Below are 16,548 nucleotides of genomic sequence, written 5' to 3'. Positions count from 1 at the left end.
ATAACAATCTGGACTGCTTTACTAAACTGCTTTAGGTCTGTGTAACAAACCGACGCGAACAGTTATACCGATGTGGTAGAGGAATGACAAGCGTTATTTTAGTCATAAGTAAAAAACCCCGCCTGAAGCGGGGTTTTTTCGGTTTATTCTGTGGCAGCGACGGCTGCGCTCCACGCCTGACTAAAGGCCTGGTGCTGGGAGGCCAGCGGCCCAATCAGCGTATTGTACTGACTCGCCTGCTGCGAGGTTGGGAACTGAATACCGTTGGCAACAAAGCTCACCTGCGTTCCCTGCTGGGAGATAAAATCCCCTACCTGAACCAGCTGCTGCGTGAAGATCTGCGCGGCGGGGATCAGCGGTTGCAGGGCATCCGAAGGTTTGGTCACCACTTTCTCATACACTTTGTCGAAGACCGGTTTGAGATCATCGCCCTGTTTCAGCGCGGAACGTGACGCGTCAGCCTGCATTTTCGCGTTCTGCAATTGCTGGCTCAGCACGCCGAGCGCACCGTTAGACTGGCGAAGCGGTTCACGTTGGGTGACATAATCCTGCGGGACACGGATGGCGTTAACGCTATCCACAACCGGACGAATGCCGGAGTCCATCGCCTGGCTTACCTGCTGTGAATAACCATACAGAATGGCGTAATCAGACACGAAGGGGCCAAACTGTTTTTTCTGATCCGCAGTCAGCGTCGGCAAACGCTCGCCGCTGCGCATCACTGTATTCTGCAGAAAATCGATAAACGCTTTGCGCTGATCGCCTTCTTTATCAAAACACCCACTCAGGCTAACAACCATCAACAACGCCGCAATAGGCGCAAACCAGCGAGAGCAGGACTTTCCTGTCGCCATTTCATTACTCCTTTCACCCAAAAAAGCGCACATCGGCACACGCGTGCCCAACGCTGACAAGGATAGTCCAGGTCAGCGCTGCAAGATACTCTTTTCATGCAAAACGGCTATTGCCATTTTATTTCTTACTCTTTACAAAAAAATACCTTGCGAAGCCGACATATGGTTAATCAGGTAATTAGCATAACTATCCGCATAGCTGAAACGGATAAAGCGATCGTTACCGCACGATTAATCACAAGCGTGATGATCCTTCGTTTGTATTAGGGACTATTCTTAATGGGCTCTCTGATGTTCTTGATCCCGGTGTGTGATTTAAGAGGAGTTCTCAATGGAATATAAAGATCCTGAGTTTGAGCTGCTGAGCAGCCTGGAACAGATTATTTTTAAAGATGTACCGCAGACAGTGACCCTGCAACAGAAATCCAATCCCTTTACAGAATATGAGCAATTGCGCAAAGGGACAGGTTTAAAAACAGATGAATTCGCCAGAGCGATGGGTGTCAGCGTAGCGATGGTGCTGGAGTGGGAGTCGAAACGAGAGAAACCCACGCCAACCGAGTTAAAGCTGATGCGCCTGATTCAGGCCAACCCTGCACTCAGCAAACAGATAGCGTGATGCAGTACCGTGAATTACCGCCCCCGCCTTTGCGGGGGTTTGTGTTTTAAAGGCCTTCACAACGCCAGCCCGTCTCCTCCCACACCAGTTCATGCGTTAACGCCAACCCTTGCAGAAAGCTTTCATCATGGGACACCACCAGCAGTGCTCCGGGGAAACCGGCCAGCGCCGCTTCAATCGCCTGGACCGATGCCAGGTCCAGATGGTTGGTCGGTTCATCAAGCAGTAAAAGCTGCGTGGCATGCTCGCGCCACAACACGCAGGCCAGGGCGGCTTTCAGACGCTCACCTCCGCTCAACTCTGCCAGCGGCAGTGAGACTTTATCTGCCCCCAGTTGAAGCTGTGCCAGGCGGGTACGCAACATCCCCTCTTCCAGCGGCGTATTGCTCAGATTGAGATGTGCCATCACCGACAGCGTCAGATCCAGCTGCGACAGGTGCTGATCGAGATACGCACACGTCACCGATACCTTACAACTGCCTGCACGGGGTGCGGTTTCACCGAGGATGACTTTTAACAGCGTTGATTTACCGCAGCCATTGGGCCCCCTGAGCGCCACGCGCATCGGGCCGTCCATCCGCCAGTTCATTGGCGGAAGTGAGACATGCGGCAATTGCAGTTCCTCCAGCACCAGCACCTGTTTTCCCTCAGCAATCTGGCTTCCCGGCAGGGTAAACATGATCGGGGCGTCCTCTTCAACCCGTTCCCGCGCCTTGTTTACCGCGGCATTCAGCGCATCGTTTTGATCGCTGTGCTGTTTTTTCCACGAGCCGATACGCTCTTTTGCCGCCGCTTTATATTTGACCCGCTCAAACGACGCGATATTCAGGGTATCGACCGTGCGTATGGTCTTCGCCGAACGCCGCTGGCTGTCATCATGCTCTTTTTGCATTCGCGCGCGGGTGCGTTTGCGCTCCGTTGCCGCATGCTCCAGCGCCGCGCGGGCAGCCTGCTGTTCGGCATCCCGTTGCTGTTTATAGTCTGCATAATTGCCGCCGTAGCTGCGCAGCCCGGAGGCGCTCAGCTCAAGAATACGTGGCACCTGCGTCAGTAGCTCACGATCGTGAGAGGCAACCAGCACGCCGCCCTGATAACGGCTCAACTGGTCGTAAAACCACGCCCGGCCTTGTCGATCCAGATGGTTGGTGGGTTCATCCAGCAACAGGAAATCCGCCTCAGCCGTAAATGCACCGCACAACAGGGCACGGATCCGCTCGCCACCGCTGAATTCGGCGGCAGGTTTATCGGGGTCAAACGGTGGCAGTTTCGCCTGGAGAAACGCCTCGTTCAGGCGTTCTGCTAAATCCCAGTAGCCGTCGAGCATCTCCAGATCGTCAGGCTGGTAATCGCCGCGATCGATGCGCTTACGCGCTGCAAAAATCGCGTCATAACCAAGCAGTTCAGCAAGCGTTGTCTGTGGGGAGATATCCTGCTGTTGTGCCACATAGACATGTGAGGCAAAACGCTCAATATGACCACTGGCAGGTTCATCCAGCCCCGCCAGCATGCGCAGCAGACGCGTTTTCCCGCTGCCATTACGACCAACGAGCGCACACAGGGATGTCTCCAGAGAGAGGTTCAGCGGGCCAAAAAGAATATCGCCCGTCGCAAACTGACAGGTGACCTGATGCAAAATAAAAGAAGGGGACTGCGCAAAATGAGCCATAAGCACTCCTGAATGAAATCAAAACATCCCCTGCCGACGCGGTCGCGTTTAGCAAGGATCGAAATTCATCAGTCGTGTTTGTTCATTTTCGGAATGCGCTCCTGAGGGAGAAAGTTAACGCCGATAAGGATAGCGGTAATATGTTGACCATTTCAAGATTAAATTTTCACCCGCACGCCATGAAAAAACCCGCCGAAGCGGGTTTTTAGCCTGTACCCGCCCGGCGGGCACATTACTGCAGCAGCGAGATATCCGCCACGCGCAGGAACAGCTCACGCAGTTTTTCGAGCATAGAGAGACGGTTAATACGCAGATCTTTATCTTCCACGTTGACCATCACTTTTTCGAAGAAGGCGTCGATAACGTCACGCAGTTCCGCCAGTTCTACCAGCGCTTCCTGATAACGGCCTTCTGCGAAGTATGGCTCCAGCTTGTCACGCAGCACCACAACCTGCATCGCCAGGGCGATCTCTTCCGGCTCTTTCAGCGTCGCGGCGTTCACACGCTCATTCAGCGTTTCGTCAGATTTCGCCAGAATGTTGGAGACACGCTTGTTCGCCGCCGCCAGGGCAGATGCCGCTTCCAGCGTACGGAAGTGAGAAACCGCCTTCATACGCGCATCGAAGTCAGCCGGACGCGTTGGACGACGCGCCAGCACCGCCTGAATGGTATCCACAGTGTAACCTTCGTCCTGATACCATGCGCGGAAGCGACCGAGCATAAAGTCGATCACGTCATCCACCACGTTGGCATTGGTCAGCTTGTCACCGTACAGACGCACCGCTTCTTCAGTCAGAGTCTGCAGATCGAGGTTCAGGTTCTTCTCAACGATGATACGCAGCACGCCCAGCGCCGCACGACGCAGCGCGAACGGGTCTTTATCCCCTTTCGGATGCTGGCCGATACCGAAGATCCCCGCCAGGGTATCCATTTTATCGGCAATCGCGACCGCACAGGCAACCGGGTTAGACGGCAGTTCATCGCCTGCAAAGCGCGGCTGATACTGTTCGTTCAGGGCGACCGCCACATCTTCCGCTTCGCCATCGTGACGCGCGTAGTGCATACCCATAACGCCCTGGGTGTCGGTAAACTCAAAGACCATATTGGTCATCAGGTCGCACTTGGAGAGCAGACCCGCACGGGTGGCATGGTTAACGTCCGCGCCAATTTCACGGGCGATCCAGCCGGACAGCTCCGCGATACGGTCGGTCTTGTCGCGCAGCGTACCCAACTGCTGCTGGAACAGCACGGTCTGCAGGCGCGGCAGGTTATCTTCCAGACGTTTTTTACGGTCGGTATTGAAGAAGAACTCCGCATCCGCCAGACGTGGACGCACCACTTTCTCGTTACCGGAGATAATCTGCTGCGGATCTTTCGATTCGATGTTCGCCACGAAGATAAAGTTTGGCAGCAGCTTGCCGTCGTTGGCATAAACCGGGAAGTATTTCTGGTCACCCTTCATGGTGTATACCAGCGCTTCTGCCGGAACCGCGAGGAATTTCTCTTCGAACTTCGCGGTCAGCACAACCGGCCATTCCACCAGCGAGGTGACTTCTTCCAGCAGGCTGTCGCTCAGGTCAGCGTTACCGCCAATCTTGCGCGCCGCTTCTTCTGCGTCCGCTTTAATTTTAGCTTTACGCTGTTCGTAATCAGCAATGACTTTACCGCGCTCCAGCAGGATCTGCGGATACTGGTCGGCATTGTCGATGGTGAACTCTGGCTCGCCCATGAAGCGGTGCCCGCGAATGACGCGATCGGACGCCACGCCCAGAATGGTTGCCGGAATAACGGTGTCGCCCAGCAGCAGGGTCACGGTGTGTACCGGACGCACGAAGTGTACGTCGGACGCGCCCCAGCGCATCAGCTTAGGAATGGGTAGCTTAGCCAGCGAAGTGGCGATCATGTTTGGCAGCAGTGCTTCTGCGCGTTCACCTTTTACGTGAGCGCGATACAGCAGCCATTCGCCTTTGTCAGTGGTCAGACGCTCGGCCTGGTCAACGGTAATACCGCAACCGCGCGCCCAGCCTTCTGCCGCTTTGCTTGGCTTACCTTCCGCATCGAACGCCTGGGCAATCGCCGGGCCACGTTTTTCCACTTCACGATCCGGCTGAGATGCCGCCAGATTTGCTACCTTCAGCGCCAGACGACGCGGAGCAGCAAACCACTCAATTTTACCGTGCGCCAGGCCAGCGTTATCCAGCTCGGCAGTCACGTTCGCAGCAAAAGATTCAGCCAGGCTGCGCAGGGCTTTTGGTGGCAGCTCTTCGGTGCCAATTTCCACCAGGAAAGTTTTCTCAGACATGGCCGCCTCTTATTTGTTTCGGTTGCACATCGGGAAGCCAAGGGCTTCACGGGACGCATAGTAAGCTTCTGCAACGGCTTTGGTCAGGGTACGAATACGCAGAATGTAGCGCTGACGTTCAGTCACGGAGATCGCTTTGCGGGCGTCCAGCAGGTTGAAGCTGTGGGCGGCCTTCAGAATACGCTCGTAGGCAGGCAGCGGCAGCGGAGTCTCCAGCGCCAGCAGTTGCTGCGCTTCTTTCTCGTACTGCTCGAAGCAGGTGAACAGGAAGTCCACGTCCGCGTATTCGAAGTTATAGGTGGATTGCTCCACTTCGTTCTGATGGAACACGTCGCCGTAAGTGGTTTTACCCAGCGGGCCGTCGCTCCAGACCAGGTCGTAAACGCTGTCCACGCCCTGAATGTACATTGCCAGACGTTCCAGACCGTAGGTGATTTCACCGGTGATCGGCTTACATTCCAGACCGCCAACCTGCTGGAAGTAGGTAAACTGGGTCACTTCCATGCCGTTCAGCCACACTTCCCAACCCAGCCCCCAGGCACCCAGCGTTGGGTTTTCCCAGTTATCTTCCACGAAACGAATGTCGTGAATGGTCGGATCCATACCCAGCTCTTTCAGTGACCCAAGGTACAGTTCCTGAATATTGTCTGGCGATGGCTTAATTACCACCTGGAACTGATAGTAGTGCTGCAGACGGTTCGGGTTTTCGCCGTAACGGCCATCGGTCGGACGACGGGAAGGCTGCACATAAGCAGTCGCCATTGGCTCTGGCCCCAACGCGCGTAAGCTGGTCATCGGGTGTGAGGTGCCTGCGCCGACTTCCATGTCCAAAGGTTGAACAATGGTGCAGCCCTGGCGAGCCCAGTAATCCTGTAAGGTCAGGATCAGGCCCTGGAAGGTCTTGGTATCAAACTTTTGCATAGTATTTCGTGCTGGATACGTGTGGTTTTAAATGGAAGGGACCAGTATACCCGCTGGCTGCAAGATATACAGTACGAAACGGGGTTGTTTAGGGAAAATTGGGAAATAAGCGTTCGAGCCAGAACGCGTCGAGCGTCTGGCTGTCGATTATGCGAGCAGATTAGCGCATGGAGAGATGTAAAAACTGGCCGTCCGCATCAAACGAGCAGACAAAGCCCTCTTTACGAGAGGTATGGCCCCGAAGCTCATAGCTGCCCTGAAAACGCTCAAAGCCGGTGACATCAATTTTCTGGGTATCCAGGTTATAGCGGTGAGCCGCCTGATCTTTACACAGCTGTTCCATATTCAACGAACGTTCCGGGCTCATTTTGCCCTGCTGCGCTTTTTGCGCAGGTGCTTCCTGAGGCGTACTGCATCCGGCCAGTACCACCAGCAGAAAGAGTGACCCCACACGCTTCATCATCATTTTTATTACCGACCCGGTCAGTGGCTGTTATTTTTAGTAGCAAAGCTTTTATAGATTACGGTCTGGCATTCTGCGAATCTCGCGATGGCCAGACAAGTCCGCGTTATAAAACTCAGATTTTTCCAAGGAAAGACTTTTACACAATAGCAGTCACACTCTATTTACAGGGAAAAAGAGGAACTGATGCAGTCAAAAATTAGCTGGATTGATAATCTGCGAGGAATAGCGTGTCTGATGGTGGTGATGATCCACACGACGACCTGGTATGTTACGAACGCACACAGTATCAGCCCTGTTAACTGGGATGTCGCGAATATTCTCAACTCCGCGTCGCGTGTCAGCGTTCCGCTGTTCTTTATGATTTCCGGCTTTCTCTTTTTTGGCGAGCGTAGCGCACAACCGCGACATTTTATTCGTATCGCCGCGTGTCTCGGCTTTTATAGCGCCGTCGCGCTGATTTACATCACGCTGTTTACCTCCATTAGCCCCGGCCTGTCACTCAAATATCTGCTGCAAAAGCCGGTGTTTTACCACCTGTGGTTTTTCTTCGCCATTATCGTTATCTACCTGGTATCACCGTTGATTCAGGTAAAAAACGTCAGCGGAAAGATGCTTCTGGCGCTGATGGTGGTGATAGGAATCATCGCCAATCCGAATACCGTCTCACAGAAAATCGACGGTTTTGAGTGGCTACCGGTAAACCTCTACATCAATGGCGATACGTTTTACTACGTGCTCTACGGCATGCTGGGGCGCGCCATCGGGATGATGGATACCCAAAAGCGGGGTATCAGCTGGCTATGTGGCGCGTTGTTTATCATCGGGGTGATTATCATTTCACGCGGGACGCTGCATGAGCTGCAATGGCGCGGCAATTTTGCCGATACATGGTACCTGTACTGCGGGCCGATGGTCTTCATTTGTGCCGTTTCCCTGCTGACGCTCGTTAAAAACACCCTGAATGCGCGCCCTCTTCCCGTGCTGGGTTTTATCTCGCGGCACTCGCTGGGGATTTATGGTTTTCACGCGCTGGTGATCCACGCACTACGCACGAGAGGCGTTGAACTCAAAAGCTGGCCAGTGCTGGACATCGTCTGGATTTTCTCCGCCACACTGGTCGTGAGCCTGTTGCTGTCGATGCTGCTACAGAAGCTAGACACCCGCCGCTTCGTCAGTTAACGACGCGCTGTCGGGCCCGATGAAACTGGCGCGGGGAGGAAAACCCTGCCGCCAGTGAGGCCTGCTCCACGCCGCGCCCCTGCAATAGCCATTGCTCCGCCACCGCCAGACGCAACTGCTCCAGGTAATCGCGAACGCTTATCCCCAAATGCGTCTGGAAAAGACGGGTTAAATGGCGCGGGCTGACATGCGCCAGCGCGGCAATATCCGGCACGTTCCACGCTTTTTGCGGGTCTGCGGTTAGCGCATCCTGAGCACGGTGGATAGCCGGATGAAGATGATTGCGATAGCGTAACCATGGCGATAGCTGCGGATCGTCCCCGGACCGGCGGAACCAGACCACCATCTCGCGTGCCACGGCCAGCGCCTTTTCTGGCCCGCACAGACGGTTAATCATATGCAGCGCCAGGTCGATACCCGAGGTGATCCCTGCGCTGGTCCAGACATTCTCATCCTGCACGAATATCCGGTTCTCTTTGATCGTCGCCGTGGGGGCGGCAACGCGTAAACGGCCGATAACCTCATGATGCGTTGTGCACTGCCGGTTGTTCAGCAGCCCTGATTTTGCTGCCAGCAAAGCCCCTGAGCAGACGCACATCACGGTGATATCCTGACGCTGAATAGCCGGCTGCAGGCGCATCAGCCAGTGCTGGATCTGCATCGCCTGCGGCGTAGAAAACTGAACGCGGGAGTCGCTTACACCAGGCAGAACCAGCAGGCTCCCTTCCGGAAGCCTTTCCGGTAATGGCGCGATACCGCTCATCATCAAACCAATCGACGTTTGCACCTCAGGTTGCGGACCAATGTAATGCAGACAAAACGCATCGCCTGCCAGGACAAAGGTTTCTGCCGGGCCAGTCATGTCTAATGACAACACCCCGGGCAACATAACGAACCAAACGTCGATGCGCATTACAGTGACTCCAGCGTCTCCGCTACCGTTTTAATCGCGGCAAATCGCCCTGACAGTACCGTTTCGGTACGATGACGAATTTCCGCAGCGCTAAGGGTTACGCCCTTGTACGTCATAGGAAACGTGAGCATTGCCTCGCTAACAAAGGTCACAGCATAACCCAAATCGGATGCCACCCGTGCGGTGGTTTCGCAGCACTGTTCAGTGCGAATACCGCATAGGATCAGCTGGTTGATATCACGCTCGCGCAGCCAGCGATCCAGGCCCGTATCCGTGAAGGCATTATGAACATGTTTCTGGAAAACCACATCCGGCTGATGACGTAAAAAGGCCATCGGTTTGACATAGCCGCTTTGCAGTGAGAAAGGGCCTTTTTCATCCACATGGAAAATATCAACGACGGGAATACCGCGAGACTGACAGCCTTCTGTCAGCCCCAGCATTGCCTGCTGAAAGGCCGGAACATCTTGCTCCTGCCAGTAATCGCGGTGATGAAAAGACTGTTGGGTATCGATGTTGATTAATGCAATACGTGACATGATGGTGCTCCTCGCCAGTGGGTATAAATACATACTGGCGAGGAAACAGGCACGCGGACAGACCAAAAAAGGACATCCTCGTGCCTCTGACAGACAATCACGCTTATGACATCAGCGGCAGCAACTGCTGATAAATTTTGCGGAACACATCGCGCCTTTCAGCATATCGCGCGTGGCGAGTTGCGTCGGGCAGATGAGCCTGTTCCAGCGTGAGCTGTGGCAACAGTTGCGAAAGCGGTTTGTCCGGGTTCATGGCTATCTGCGCCAGCCGCGCGGCACCCAGCGCCGGGCCCACATCGCCCCCGGTACGATAGTCCAGCTGCAATCCACTGATATCAGAGAGCATCTGGCGCCAGTAGCTGCTGCGTGCGCCGCCGCCGATCAGGGTGATGCTTGCTGGTTTCAGGCCGCAGTCATGCACCACGTCCATTCCATCCGCCAGCGCATAGCCCACGCCTTCCAGAACCGCACGCGCCAGTTCCGCAGGACCGTGCTGATGGGTTAAGCCAAAAAATACCCCTTTCGCTTCCGGGTTGTTGTGCGGTGTACGCTCACCGGAGAGATACGGTAAAAACCAGACGGTACCAGCGTTTTCATCCGCCTGCTGTGCTGCGGTAATCAATGCAGGAACATCGGCCATCCCGGTCAGCTTCGCCGCCCAGTCCAGGCAAGAAGCTGCACTGAGCATCACCGACATCAAATGCCATTTTCCTGGCAGCGCATGGCAAAAACTGTGCACCGCGCTTTCCGGGTTGCTGCGATATCCGTCGCTGACGGCAAAATAGACGCCAGAGGTGCCGAGAGACAGCATGGCCTGGCCCGCATCAACCATGCCGACACCCACGGCGCCCGCCGCATTATCCCCGCCGCCAGCCACCACCGGCACAGCAGGCATATTCCAGCGTTCCGCTATGGCGGACTGTAAGGTGCCGGTAATTTCGCTGCCTTCAAAGAGTGCGGGCATATGCTCACGGGTGAGATGACAGGCATCCAGCATCGCCTCGCTCCAGTCGCGTTTCGCCACGTCGAGCCACATGGTGCCGGCGGCGTCGGACATGTCGCTGGCAAAATCCCCCGTCATGCGAAAACGCAGATAATCTTTTGGCAGTAAGACCTTCGCCACCTGACGGAAAATCTCCGGCTCATGGCGTTGCACCCAGAGGAGCTTCGGCGCGGTGAAGCCGGGCATCATCAGGTTGCCGGTGATGTCACGGGACGCAGGCACTCGCTCTTCCAGGAGCGCGCACTCTTCCGCACAGCGGCCATCGTTCCAGAGGATCGCAGGGCGCAGCACACGATGCTGGCTGTCCAGCAGCGTAGCGCCGTGCATCTGTCCGGCGATACCCAGCGCGGTGACCTCACGCAAACTGTGCTGTTCACCTAACCCCTTGATTGCGCGATCCGTCGCTTGCCACCACTGCTCCGGATCCTGTTCCGACCATAACGGATGCGGACGCGAAACCTGCAGTTTTTCAGTCTGCGTTGCCAACACGTCACCCTGCTCGCTTAAGAGGATGGCTTTCACACCCGATGTGCCAAGATCAATCCCGATATACATTGTGGTGGCTCCTTTGACAGAAATGCCCGGTGGCGCTTCCGCTTACCGGGCCTACGTTTTTACTTGTCGAACAAATAGTGATTAACCAGATTTTCCAGCAGTTCCTGGTGTCCGCTCTGATGCTGCGGCGCCAGCTGATGTTGTTCAGCGTACTTCGCGATTTCCGCAAGCGATAACTGGCCTTTCAAAATTTGCTGGCCCAGCTCACTGTTCCAGCCGCTATAACGCTTCGCGACACGTTTATCCAGCTCACCGTCTTCAATCATGCGCGCAGCGACTTTTAGCGCCAGCGCCATGGTATCCATCGCGCCAATGTGGCCGTAGAACAGATCGTATTTATCGGTGCTCTGACGACGCACTTTGGCGTCAAAGTTCAGGCCGCCGGTAGTGAAACCACCCGCTTTGATGATTTCATACATCACCAGCGCATTCTCTTCCACGCTGTTCGGGAACTGGTCAGTATCCCAGCCCAGCTGCGCATCACCACGGTTAGCATCGACCGAGCCGAAGATACCCAGCGCAATGGCAGACGCAATTTCGTGATGGAAAGAGTGACCCGCAAGGGTGGCATGGTTGGCTTCAATGTTAACTTTAATCTCTTTTTCCAGGCCGAACTGCTTCAGGAAGCCGTACACGGTCGCGACGTCGTAATCGTACTGATGCTTGGTTGGTTCCTGTGGCTTCGGTTCAATCAGCAGCGTGCCGCGGAAACCGATTTTATGCTTATGCTCAACCACCATCTGCATGAAGCGGCCAATCTGCTCGCGCTCCTGACGCAGATCGGTATTAAGCAGGGTTTCATAACCCTCACGTCCGCCCCACAGAACATAGTTCTCGCCGCCCAACTGATGCGTGGCGTTCATTGCGGTCACGACCTGCGTGGCCGCCCAGCTAAATACTTCTGGATCCGGGTTAGTTGCTGCCCCGGCACCATAGCGAGGGTTCGTGAAGCAGTTAGCCGTGCCCCACAGCAGCTTCACGCCACTTTGCTGCTGCTTCGCCGCCAGCACATCCACCATCTGCGCAAAGTTGTTCAGGTACTCTTTCAGCGATGCGCCTTCCGGCGACACATCCACGTCATGGAAGCAGTAATACGGCACGTTCAGCTTGTGGAAGAATTCAAATGCCACATCCGCTTTGCGCTTCGCCAGCTCGATAGCCTCTCCCGGCTGTTGCCACGGGCGGTCAAATGAACCCACACCGAACATATCGGCGCCGTTCCAGCAGAAGGTATGCCAGTAACAGGCGGCAAAGCGCAGATGATCTTCCATGCGCTTACCCAGCACCAGCTCATCCGGGTTGTAGTGACGAAATGCTAAAGGATTGGTCGTTTTCGGGCCTTCGTAACGAACACGATCGAGTTGGTCGAAATAAGCTTGCATATTGAGCTCCATAATCAGGGTATGCGGCGAGTCGTTGATACAGGAGTAATAGTGAATAGACATTTTGGGTTGCTCAATTACGTTATTTCACACTGCTATTGAGAGAATGCGCAACTGTGCGCTGGCTCGCAAAATAATGCGCAAGCAAACTATTTTTCGGCGCAGATTCCATAATCAAATGTAATTAAGACCTTACGTATTTTAAAATCCGATCGCGGTCATAAATTCAGAAATAAACCAAATATCGTAATGAGAAGATAAAAATCTGTAATTGCCAGCCCGCCTTTCCGCGTTAAAAATTTGCTGCGTCTAAGCAGTGAATGTTTCTTTTATCTCAGCAACACATACCCCTACAAAAGGCCTAATAATTATGAAGATAAAGAACCTGACCCTAACGCTCTGCACTACTCTCCTCCTTGCAAGCTTTGCAGGACATGCCAAAGAGGTCAAAATTGGCATGGCGATTGACGACCTGCGTCTGGAGCGCTGGCAAAAAGATCGCGATATTTTTGTTAAAAAAGCGGAATCACTTGGCGCAAGTGTGTTTGTGCAGTCTGCAAATGGCAACGAAGAAACGCAGATGTCGCAAATTGAGAATATGATTAACCGTGGCGTTGATGTACTGGTCATTATCCCTTATAACGGCCAGGTATTAAGTAACGTCGTGAAAGAAGCGAAGCAAGAAGGGATTAAAGTTCTGGCGTATGATCGCATGATTAATAATGCGGACATTGATTATTATATTTCGTTCGACAATGAAAAAGTGGGTGAACTGCAGGCAAAAAGCCTGGTCGATAAAGTGCCGCAGGGCAATTATTTCCTGATGGGCGGCTCACCGGTGGATAACAACGCTAAACTGTTCCGCGAAGGCCAGATGAAAGTCCTCAAGCCGTATATCGACAGCGGCAAGATTAAAGTGGTTGGCGATCAGTGGGCGGACGGCTGGTTGCCTGAAAACGCGCTGAAAATTATGGAAAACGCGCTAACCGCGAATAACAACAAAATTGATGCCGTCGTCGCCTCCAACGACGCCACCGCCGGGGGTGCCATTCAGGCGCTGAGCGCGCAGGGGCTGGCCGGGAAAGTGGCCATTTCAGGCCAGGATGCGGATCTCGCCGGTGTAAAACGCATCATTGCGGGCACCCAGACCATGACGGTGTATAAGCCCATCACTGAACTGGCCAACACGGCTGCAGAGATCGCCGTAGAGCTGGGGAACGGTAAACAACCGAAAGCCGACGCGACGCTGAACAACGGTCTGAAAGATGTGCCGGCACGCCTGCTCACGCCAATTGAAGTCAATAAAGAGAACATTGACGCCACCGTTATCAAAGACGGTTTCCACAAAAAGAGTGAACTGTAATCCAGCGCAGCCCCTGCCCTGCGGGGGCGCATCGACTTGTACTGTTTTTACCTCGGGTCATGTGGAGCAGTTATGCCTTATTTACTTGAAATGAAGAGCATCACCAAGCGTTTTGGCGCGGTGAAAGCGGTCGATAACGTGAGCCTGCGGCTAAATCCTGGTGAAGTGGTTTCGCTCTGCGGCGAAAACGGTTCGGGTAAGTCGACGCTGATGAAAGTGTTGTGCGGGATCTATCCGCATGGCAGCTACGAAGGTGAAATTGTCTTTGCCGGCGAGGTCATTCAGGCCACCCACATTCGCGATACTGAACGTAAGGGTATCGCCATCATTCACCAGGAGCTGGCGCTGGTGAAGCATCTCACCGTGCTGGAGAACATTTTCCTCGGGGCCGAAATTTCGCGCCACGGCGTGCTGGATTACGACACCATGACGCTACGCTGTGAAAAACTGCTGGCGCAGGTCAGTCTGGCCATTTCGCCGGATACCCGCGTGGGAGACCTGGGTCTGGGGCAGCAACAGCTGGTTGAAATCGCTAAGGCGCTGAACAAACAGGTCAGGCTGCTGATCCTCGACGAACCCACGGCCTCTCTCACCGAACAGGAAACGGCCGTCCTGCTGGATATCATCCGCGATCTGCAAAATCACGGTATCGCCTGCATCTACATTTCTCACAAACTCAACGAGGTCAAAGCCATTTCGGACACCATCTGCGTGATCCGCGATGGTCAACACATCGGCACACGCGAAGCCGAAGGCATGAGCGAGGATGACATCATCACCATGATGGTGGGCCGTGAACTGACGGCGCTCTACCCGAATGAACCTCACACAACGGGTGATGAAGTGTTACGCGTAGAAAACCTGACCGCGTGGCACCCGGTAAATCGCCATATCAAACGCGTAAACAACATCTCCTTTTCTCTGCACCGGGGTGAAATTCTCGGTGTTGCCGGGCTCGTCGGCGCCGGACGTACTGAAGCCGTGCAGTGCCTGTTCGGCGTCTGGCCAGGGCGCTGGGAAGGCACGGTTTATATTGATGGCAAGCCGGTGAAAATCGACAACTGCCAGCAGGCGATTGCCCACGGAATTGCCATGGTGCCGGAAGACCGTAAAAAAGACGGCATCGTGCCGGTAATGGCGGTGGGTAAAAACATCACGCTCGCGGCACTCGATCAGTTCTCCGGCGCGCTGAGCAGCCTTGATGATGCCGCAGAGCAGCAGTGCATTTTGCAATCTCTCGCCCGCCTCAAAGTGAAAACATCCTCGCCGGAACTGGCCATTGGACGCCTGAGCGGAGGCAACCAGCAAAAAGCCATTCTGGCGCGCTGTCTGCTCCTCAATCCGCGCATCTTGATCCTTGATGAGCCGACGCGCGGCATTGATATCGGTGCGAAGTACGAAATCTACAAACTGATTAATCAGCTTGTACAGCAAGGGATCGCCGTCATTGTCATCTCCTCTGAATTACCCGAAGTGCTCGGCCTGAGCGACCGTGTGCTGGTCATGCACGAGGGCAAACTGAAAGCCAATCTGATTAACCAGAACCTGACGCAGGAGCAGGTGATGGAAGCCGCTTTAAGGAGCGAACGTCATGTCGAAAAGCAATCCGTCTGATATCAAAGTCGCTGTTCAGACGCCCGGCGCATTCGCGGGGTTAAAAGCGCTGAACCTTCAGGTATTCGTGATGATCGCGGCCATTATCGCCATCATGCTGTTTTTTACCTGGATGACCGATGGCTCCTACCTGAGCGCGCGTAACGTCTCTAACCTGCTGCGCCAGACTGCCATCACCGGCATTCTGGCCGTGGGCATGGTCTTCGTCATTATTTCGGCGGAAATCGACCTGTCGGTGGGGTCGATGATGGGCCTGCTCGGCGGCGTCGCGGCCATTTTTGACGTCTGGCTCGGCTGGCCGCTGCCGCTGACCGTGGCGGTGACGCTGGTATTAGGTCTGGTGCTGGGTGCCTGGAACGGCTGGTGGGTTGCCTACCGGAAGGTCCCGTCGTTCATTGTTACTCTGGCAGGAATGCTGGCCTTCCGCGGCGTATTGATTGGTATCACCAACGGCACCACCGTCTCTCCCACCAGCGCCGCCATGTCGCAGATTGGTCAGAGCTACCTCTCGGACAGCGTGGGCTTTACCATCGGCGTGGTCGGGCTGCTGGCGTTCGTGGCCTGGCAATGGCGTGGCCGTATGCGCCGTCAGTCGCTGGGGCTGGCCTCCTCCCCATCAACATCCGTGGTGGGACGTCAGGCACTGACTGCGGTGATCGTGCTCGGCGCGATTTGGCTCCTGAATGACTATCGCGGCGTGCCTACGCCAGTTCTCCTGCTGGCCCTCCTGCTGCTGGGCGGCATGTTTATGGCCACGCGTACCGCGTTTGGCCGCCGTATTTACGCCATCGGCGGTAACCTTGAGGCCGCCCGTCTGTCGGGCATTAACGTAGAGCGCACCAAACTGGCGGTCTTTGCCATTAACGGCCTGATGGTTGCTATCGCAGGGTTGATCCTCAGCTCGCGTCTCGGGGCGGGTTCGCCGTCTGCCGGGAACATTGCCGAGCTGGATGCTATCGCCGCCTGCGTCATTGGCGGTACCAGCCTCGCAGGCGGTGTCGGCAGCGTGGCGGGCGCGGTGATGGGGGCATTTATCATGGCTTCGTTGGATAACGGGATGAGTATGATGGACGTCCCGACGTTTTGGCAGTATATCGTCAAGGGGGCCATTCTTTTGCTGGCAGTCTGGATGGACTCTGCCACCAAGCGGCGTACCTGATAACCGTATTGTG

Annotated in this window: 14 protein-coding genes; 5 read left to right on the top strand and 9 right to left on the bottom strand. The window is 55.0% G+C overall.

What is annotated here, in order from left to right:
* Positions 1–143 precede the first annotated feature (143 nt).
* Positions 144–854 carry a DUF3053 domain-containing protein gene (locus EQV24_RS19245; RefSeq protein WP_013094974.1) on the bottom strand — a complete coding sequence of 237 codons (711 nt, stop codon included), beginning with the start codon at positions 852–854 and terminating at the stop codon, positions 144–146.
* Between the two features lie 331 nt (positions 855–1,185).
* Here EQV24_RS19245 and EQV24_RS19240 point away from each other — a divergent pair, with 331 nt between their 5' ends.
* Entirely contained in the window at positions 1,186–1,473 is a 288-nt protein-coding gene (locus EQV24_RS19240; RefSeq protein WP_013094972.1) for an HTH-type transcriptional regulator, read from the top strand.
* A gap of 46 nt (positions 1,474–1,519) precedes the next feature.
* On the opposite strand, the gene EQV24_RS19235 is transcribed toward EQV24_RS19240, so the two are convergent.
* From EQV24_RS19235 to EQV24_RS19220, 4 genes are all read right to left on the bottom strand, one after another.
* Entirely contained in the window at positions 1,520–3,139 is a 1,620-nt protein-coding gene (locus EQV24_RS19235; protein WP_130626942.1) for an ABC-F family ATP-binding cassette domain-containing protein, read from the bottom strand.
* A 232-nt stretch (positions 3,140–3,371) separates the two neighbouring features.
* Positions 3,372–5,441, bottom strand: a complete 2,070-nt coding sequence (glyS, locus tag EQV24_RS19230; protein ID WP_013094970.1) for a glycine--tRNA ligase subunit beta — start codon at positions 5,439–5,441, stop codon at positions 3,372–3,374.
* A 9-nt stretch (positions 5,442–5,450) separates the two neighbouring features.
* On the bottom strand, positions 5,451–6,362 hold the full coding sequence (gene glyQ, locus EQV24_RS19225) for a glycine--tRNA ligase subunit alpha (protein WP_003860141.1): 912 nt from the start codon (positions 6,360–6,362) through the stop codon (positions 5,451–5,453).
* 160 nt (positions 6,363–6,522) lie between these two features.
* The gene (locus EQV24_RS19220) at positions 6,523–6,828 is read right to left on the bottom strand and encodes a YsaB family lipoprotein (RefSeq protein WP_023620070.1); all 306 of its coding nucleotides are present in this window, start codon (positions 6,826–6,828) and stop codon (positions 6,523–6,525) included.
* A gap of 183 nt (positions 6,829–7,011) precedes the next feature.
* Here EQV24_RS19220 and EQV24_RS19215 point away from each other — a divergent pair, with 183 nt between their 5' ends.
* Complete coding sequence (locus EQV24_RS19215) at positions 7,012–8,007, top strand: acyltransferase (RefSeq protein ID WP_029882714.1); 996 nt, start codon at positions 7,012–7,014, stop codon at positions 8,005–8,007.
* On the opposite strand, the gene EQV24_RS19210 is transcribed toward EQV24_RS19215, so the two are convergent.
* From EQV24_RS19210 to xylA, 4 genes are all read right to left on the bottom strand, one after another.
* The gene (locus tag EQV24_RS19210; RefSeq protein WP_040020961.1) at positions 8,000–8,920 is read right to left on the bottom strand and encodes a helix-turn-helix domain-containing protein; all 921 of its coding nucleotides are present in this window, start codon (positions 8,918–8,920) and stop codon (positions 8,000–8,002) included. The two genes, EQV24_RS19215 and EQV24_RS19210, sit on opposite strands and share 8 nt — an antisense overlap.
* A complete protein-coding gene (locus EQV24_RS19205; RefSeq protein WP_020686540.1) occupies positions 8,920–9,459 on the bottom strand; it encodes an isochorismatase family protein in 540 nt (179 codons plus the stop codon). Before EQV24_RS19205 ends, EQV24_RS19210 begins: the two co-directional genes overlap by 1 nt.
* A 103-nt stretch (positions 9,460–9,562) precedes the next feature.
* Positions 9,563–11,017: a xylulokinase gene (gene xylB, locus EQV24_RS19200; RefSeq protein ID WP_038982531.1), complete on the bottom strand. Its 1,455-nt coding sequence runs from the start codon at positions 11,015–11,017 to the stop codon at positions 9,563–9,565.
* Between the two features lie 59 nt (positions 11,018–11,076).
* Entirely contained in the window at positions 11,077–12,399 is a 1,323-nt protein-coding gene (gene xylA / locus EQV24_RS19195) for a xylose isomerase (protein ID WP_014830210.1), read from the bottom strand.
* A gap of 370 nt (positions 12,400–12,769) precedes the next feature.
* Between xylA and xylF the strand changes: the two genes are divergently transcribed.
* The 3 genes from xylF (at position 12,770) to xylH (ending at position 16,535) form a co-directional block, all read left to right on the top strand.
* Positions 12,770–13,762 carry a D-xylose ABC transporter substrate-binding protein gene (gene xylF, locus EQV24_RS19185; RefSeq protein ID WP_013094963.1) on the top strand — a complete coding sequence of 331 codons (993 nt, stop codon included), beginning with the start codon at positions 12,770–12,772 and terminating at the stop codon, positions 13,760–13,762.
* Positions 13,763–13,834: 72 nt separating this feature from the next.
* Complete coding sequence (locus EQV24_RS19180) at positions 13,835–15,376, top strand: xylose ABC transporter ATP-binding protein (protein ID WP_013094962.1); 1,542 nt, start codon at positions 13,835–13,837, stop codon at positions 15,374–15,376.
* Positions 15,354–16,535, top strand: a complete 1,182-nt coding sequence (xylH, locus tag EQV24_RS19175; protein ID WP_020686536.1) for a xylose ABC transporter permease XylH — start codon at positions 15,354–15,356, stop codon at positions 16,533–16,535. The genes EQV24_RS19180 and xylH overlap by 23 nt, the downstream gene beginning before the upstream one ends.
* Positions 16,536–16,548: the final 13 nt, after the last annotated feature.

Source organism: Enterobacter sp. A8 (assembly GCF_004296595.1).
Lineage (GTDB): Bacteria > Pseudomonadota > Gammaproteobacteria > Enterobacterales > Enterobacteriaceae > Enterobacter > Enterobacter cloacae.
This window is presented reverse-complemented; position numbering and strand designations above follow the sequence as displayed.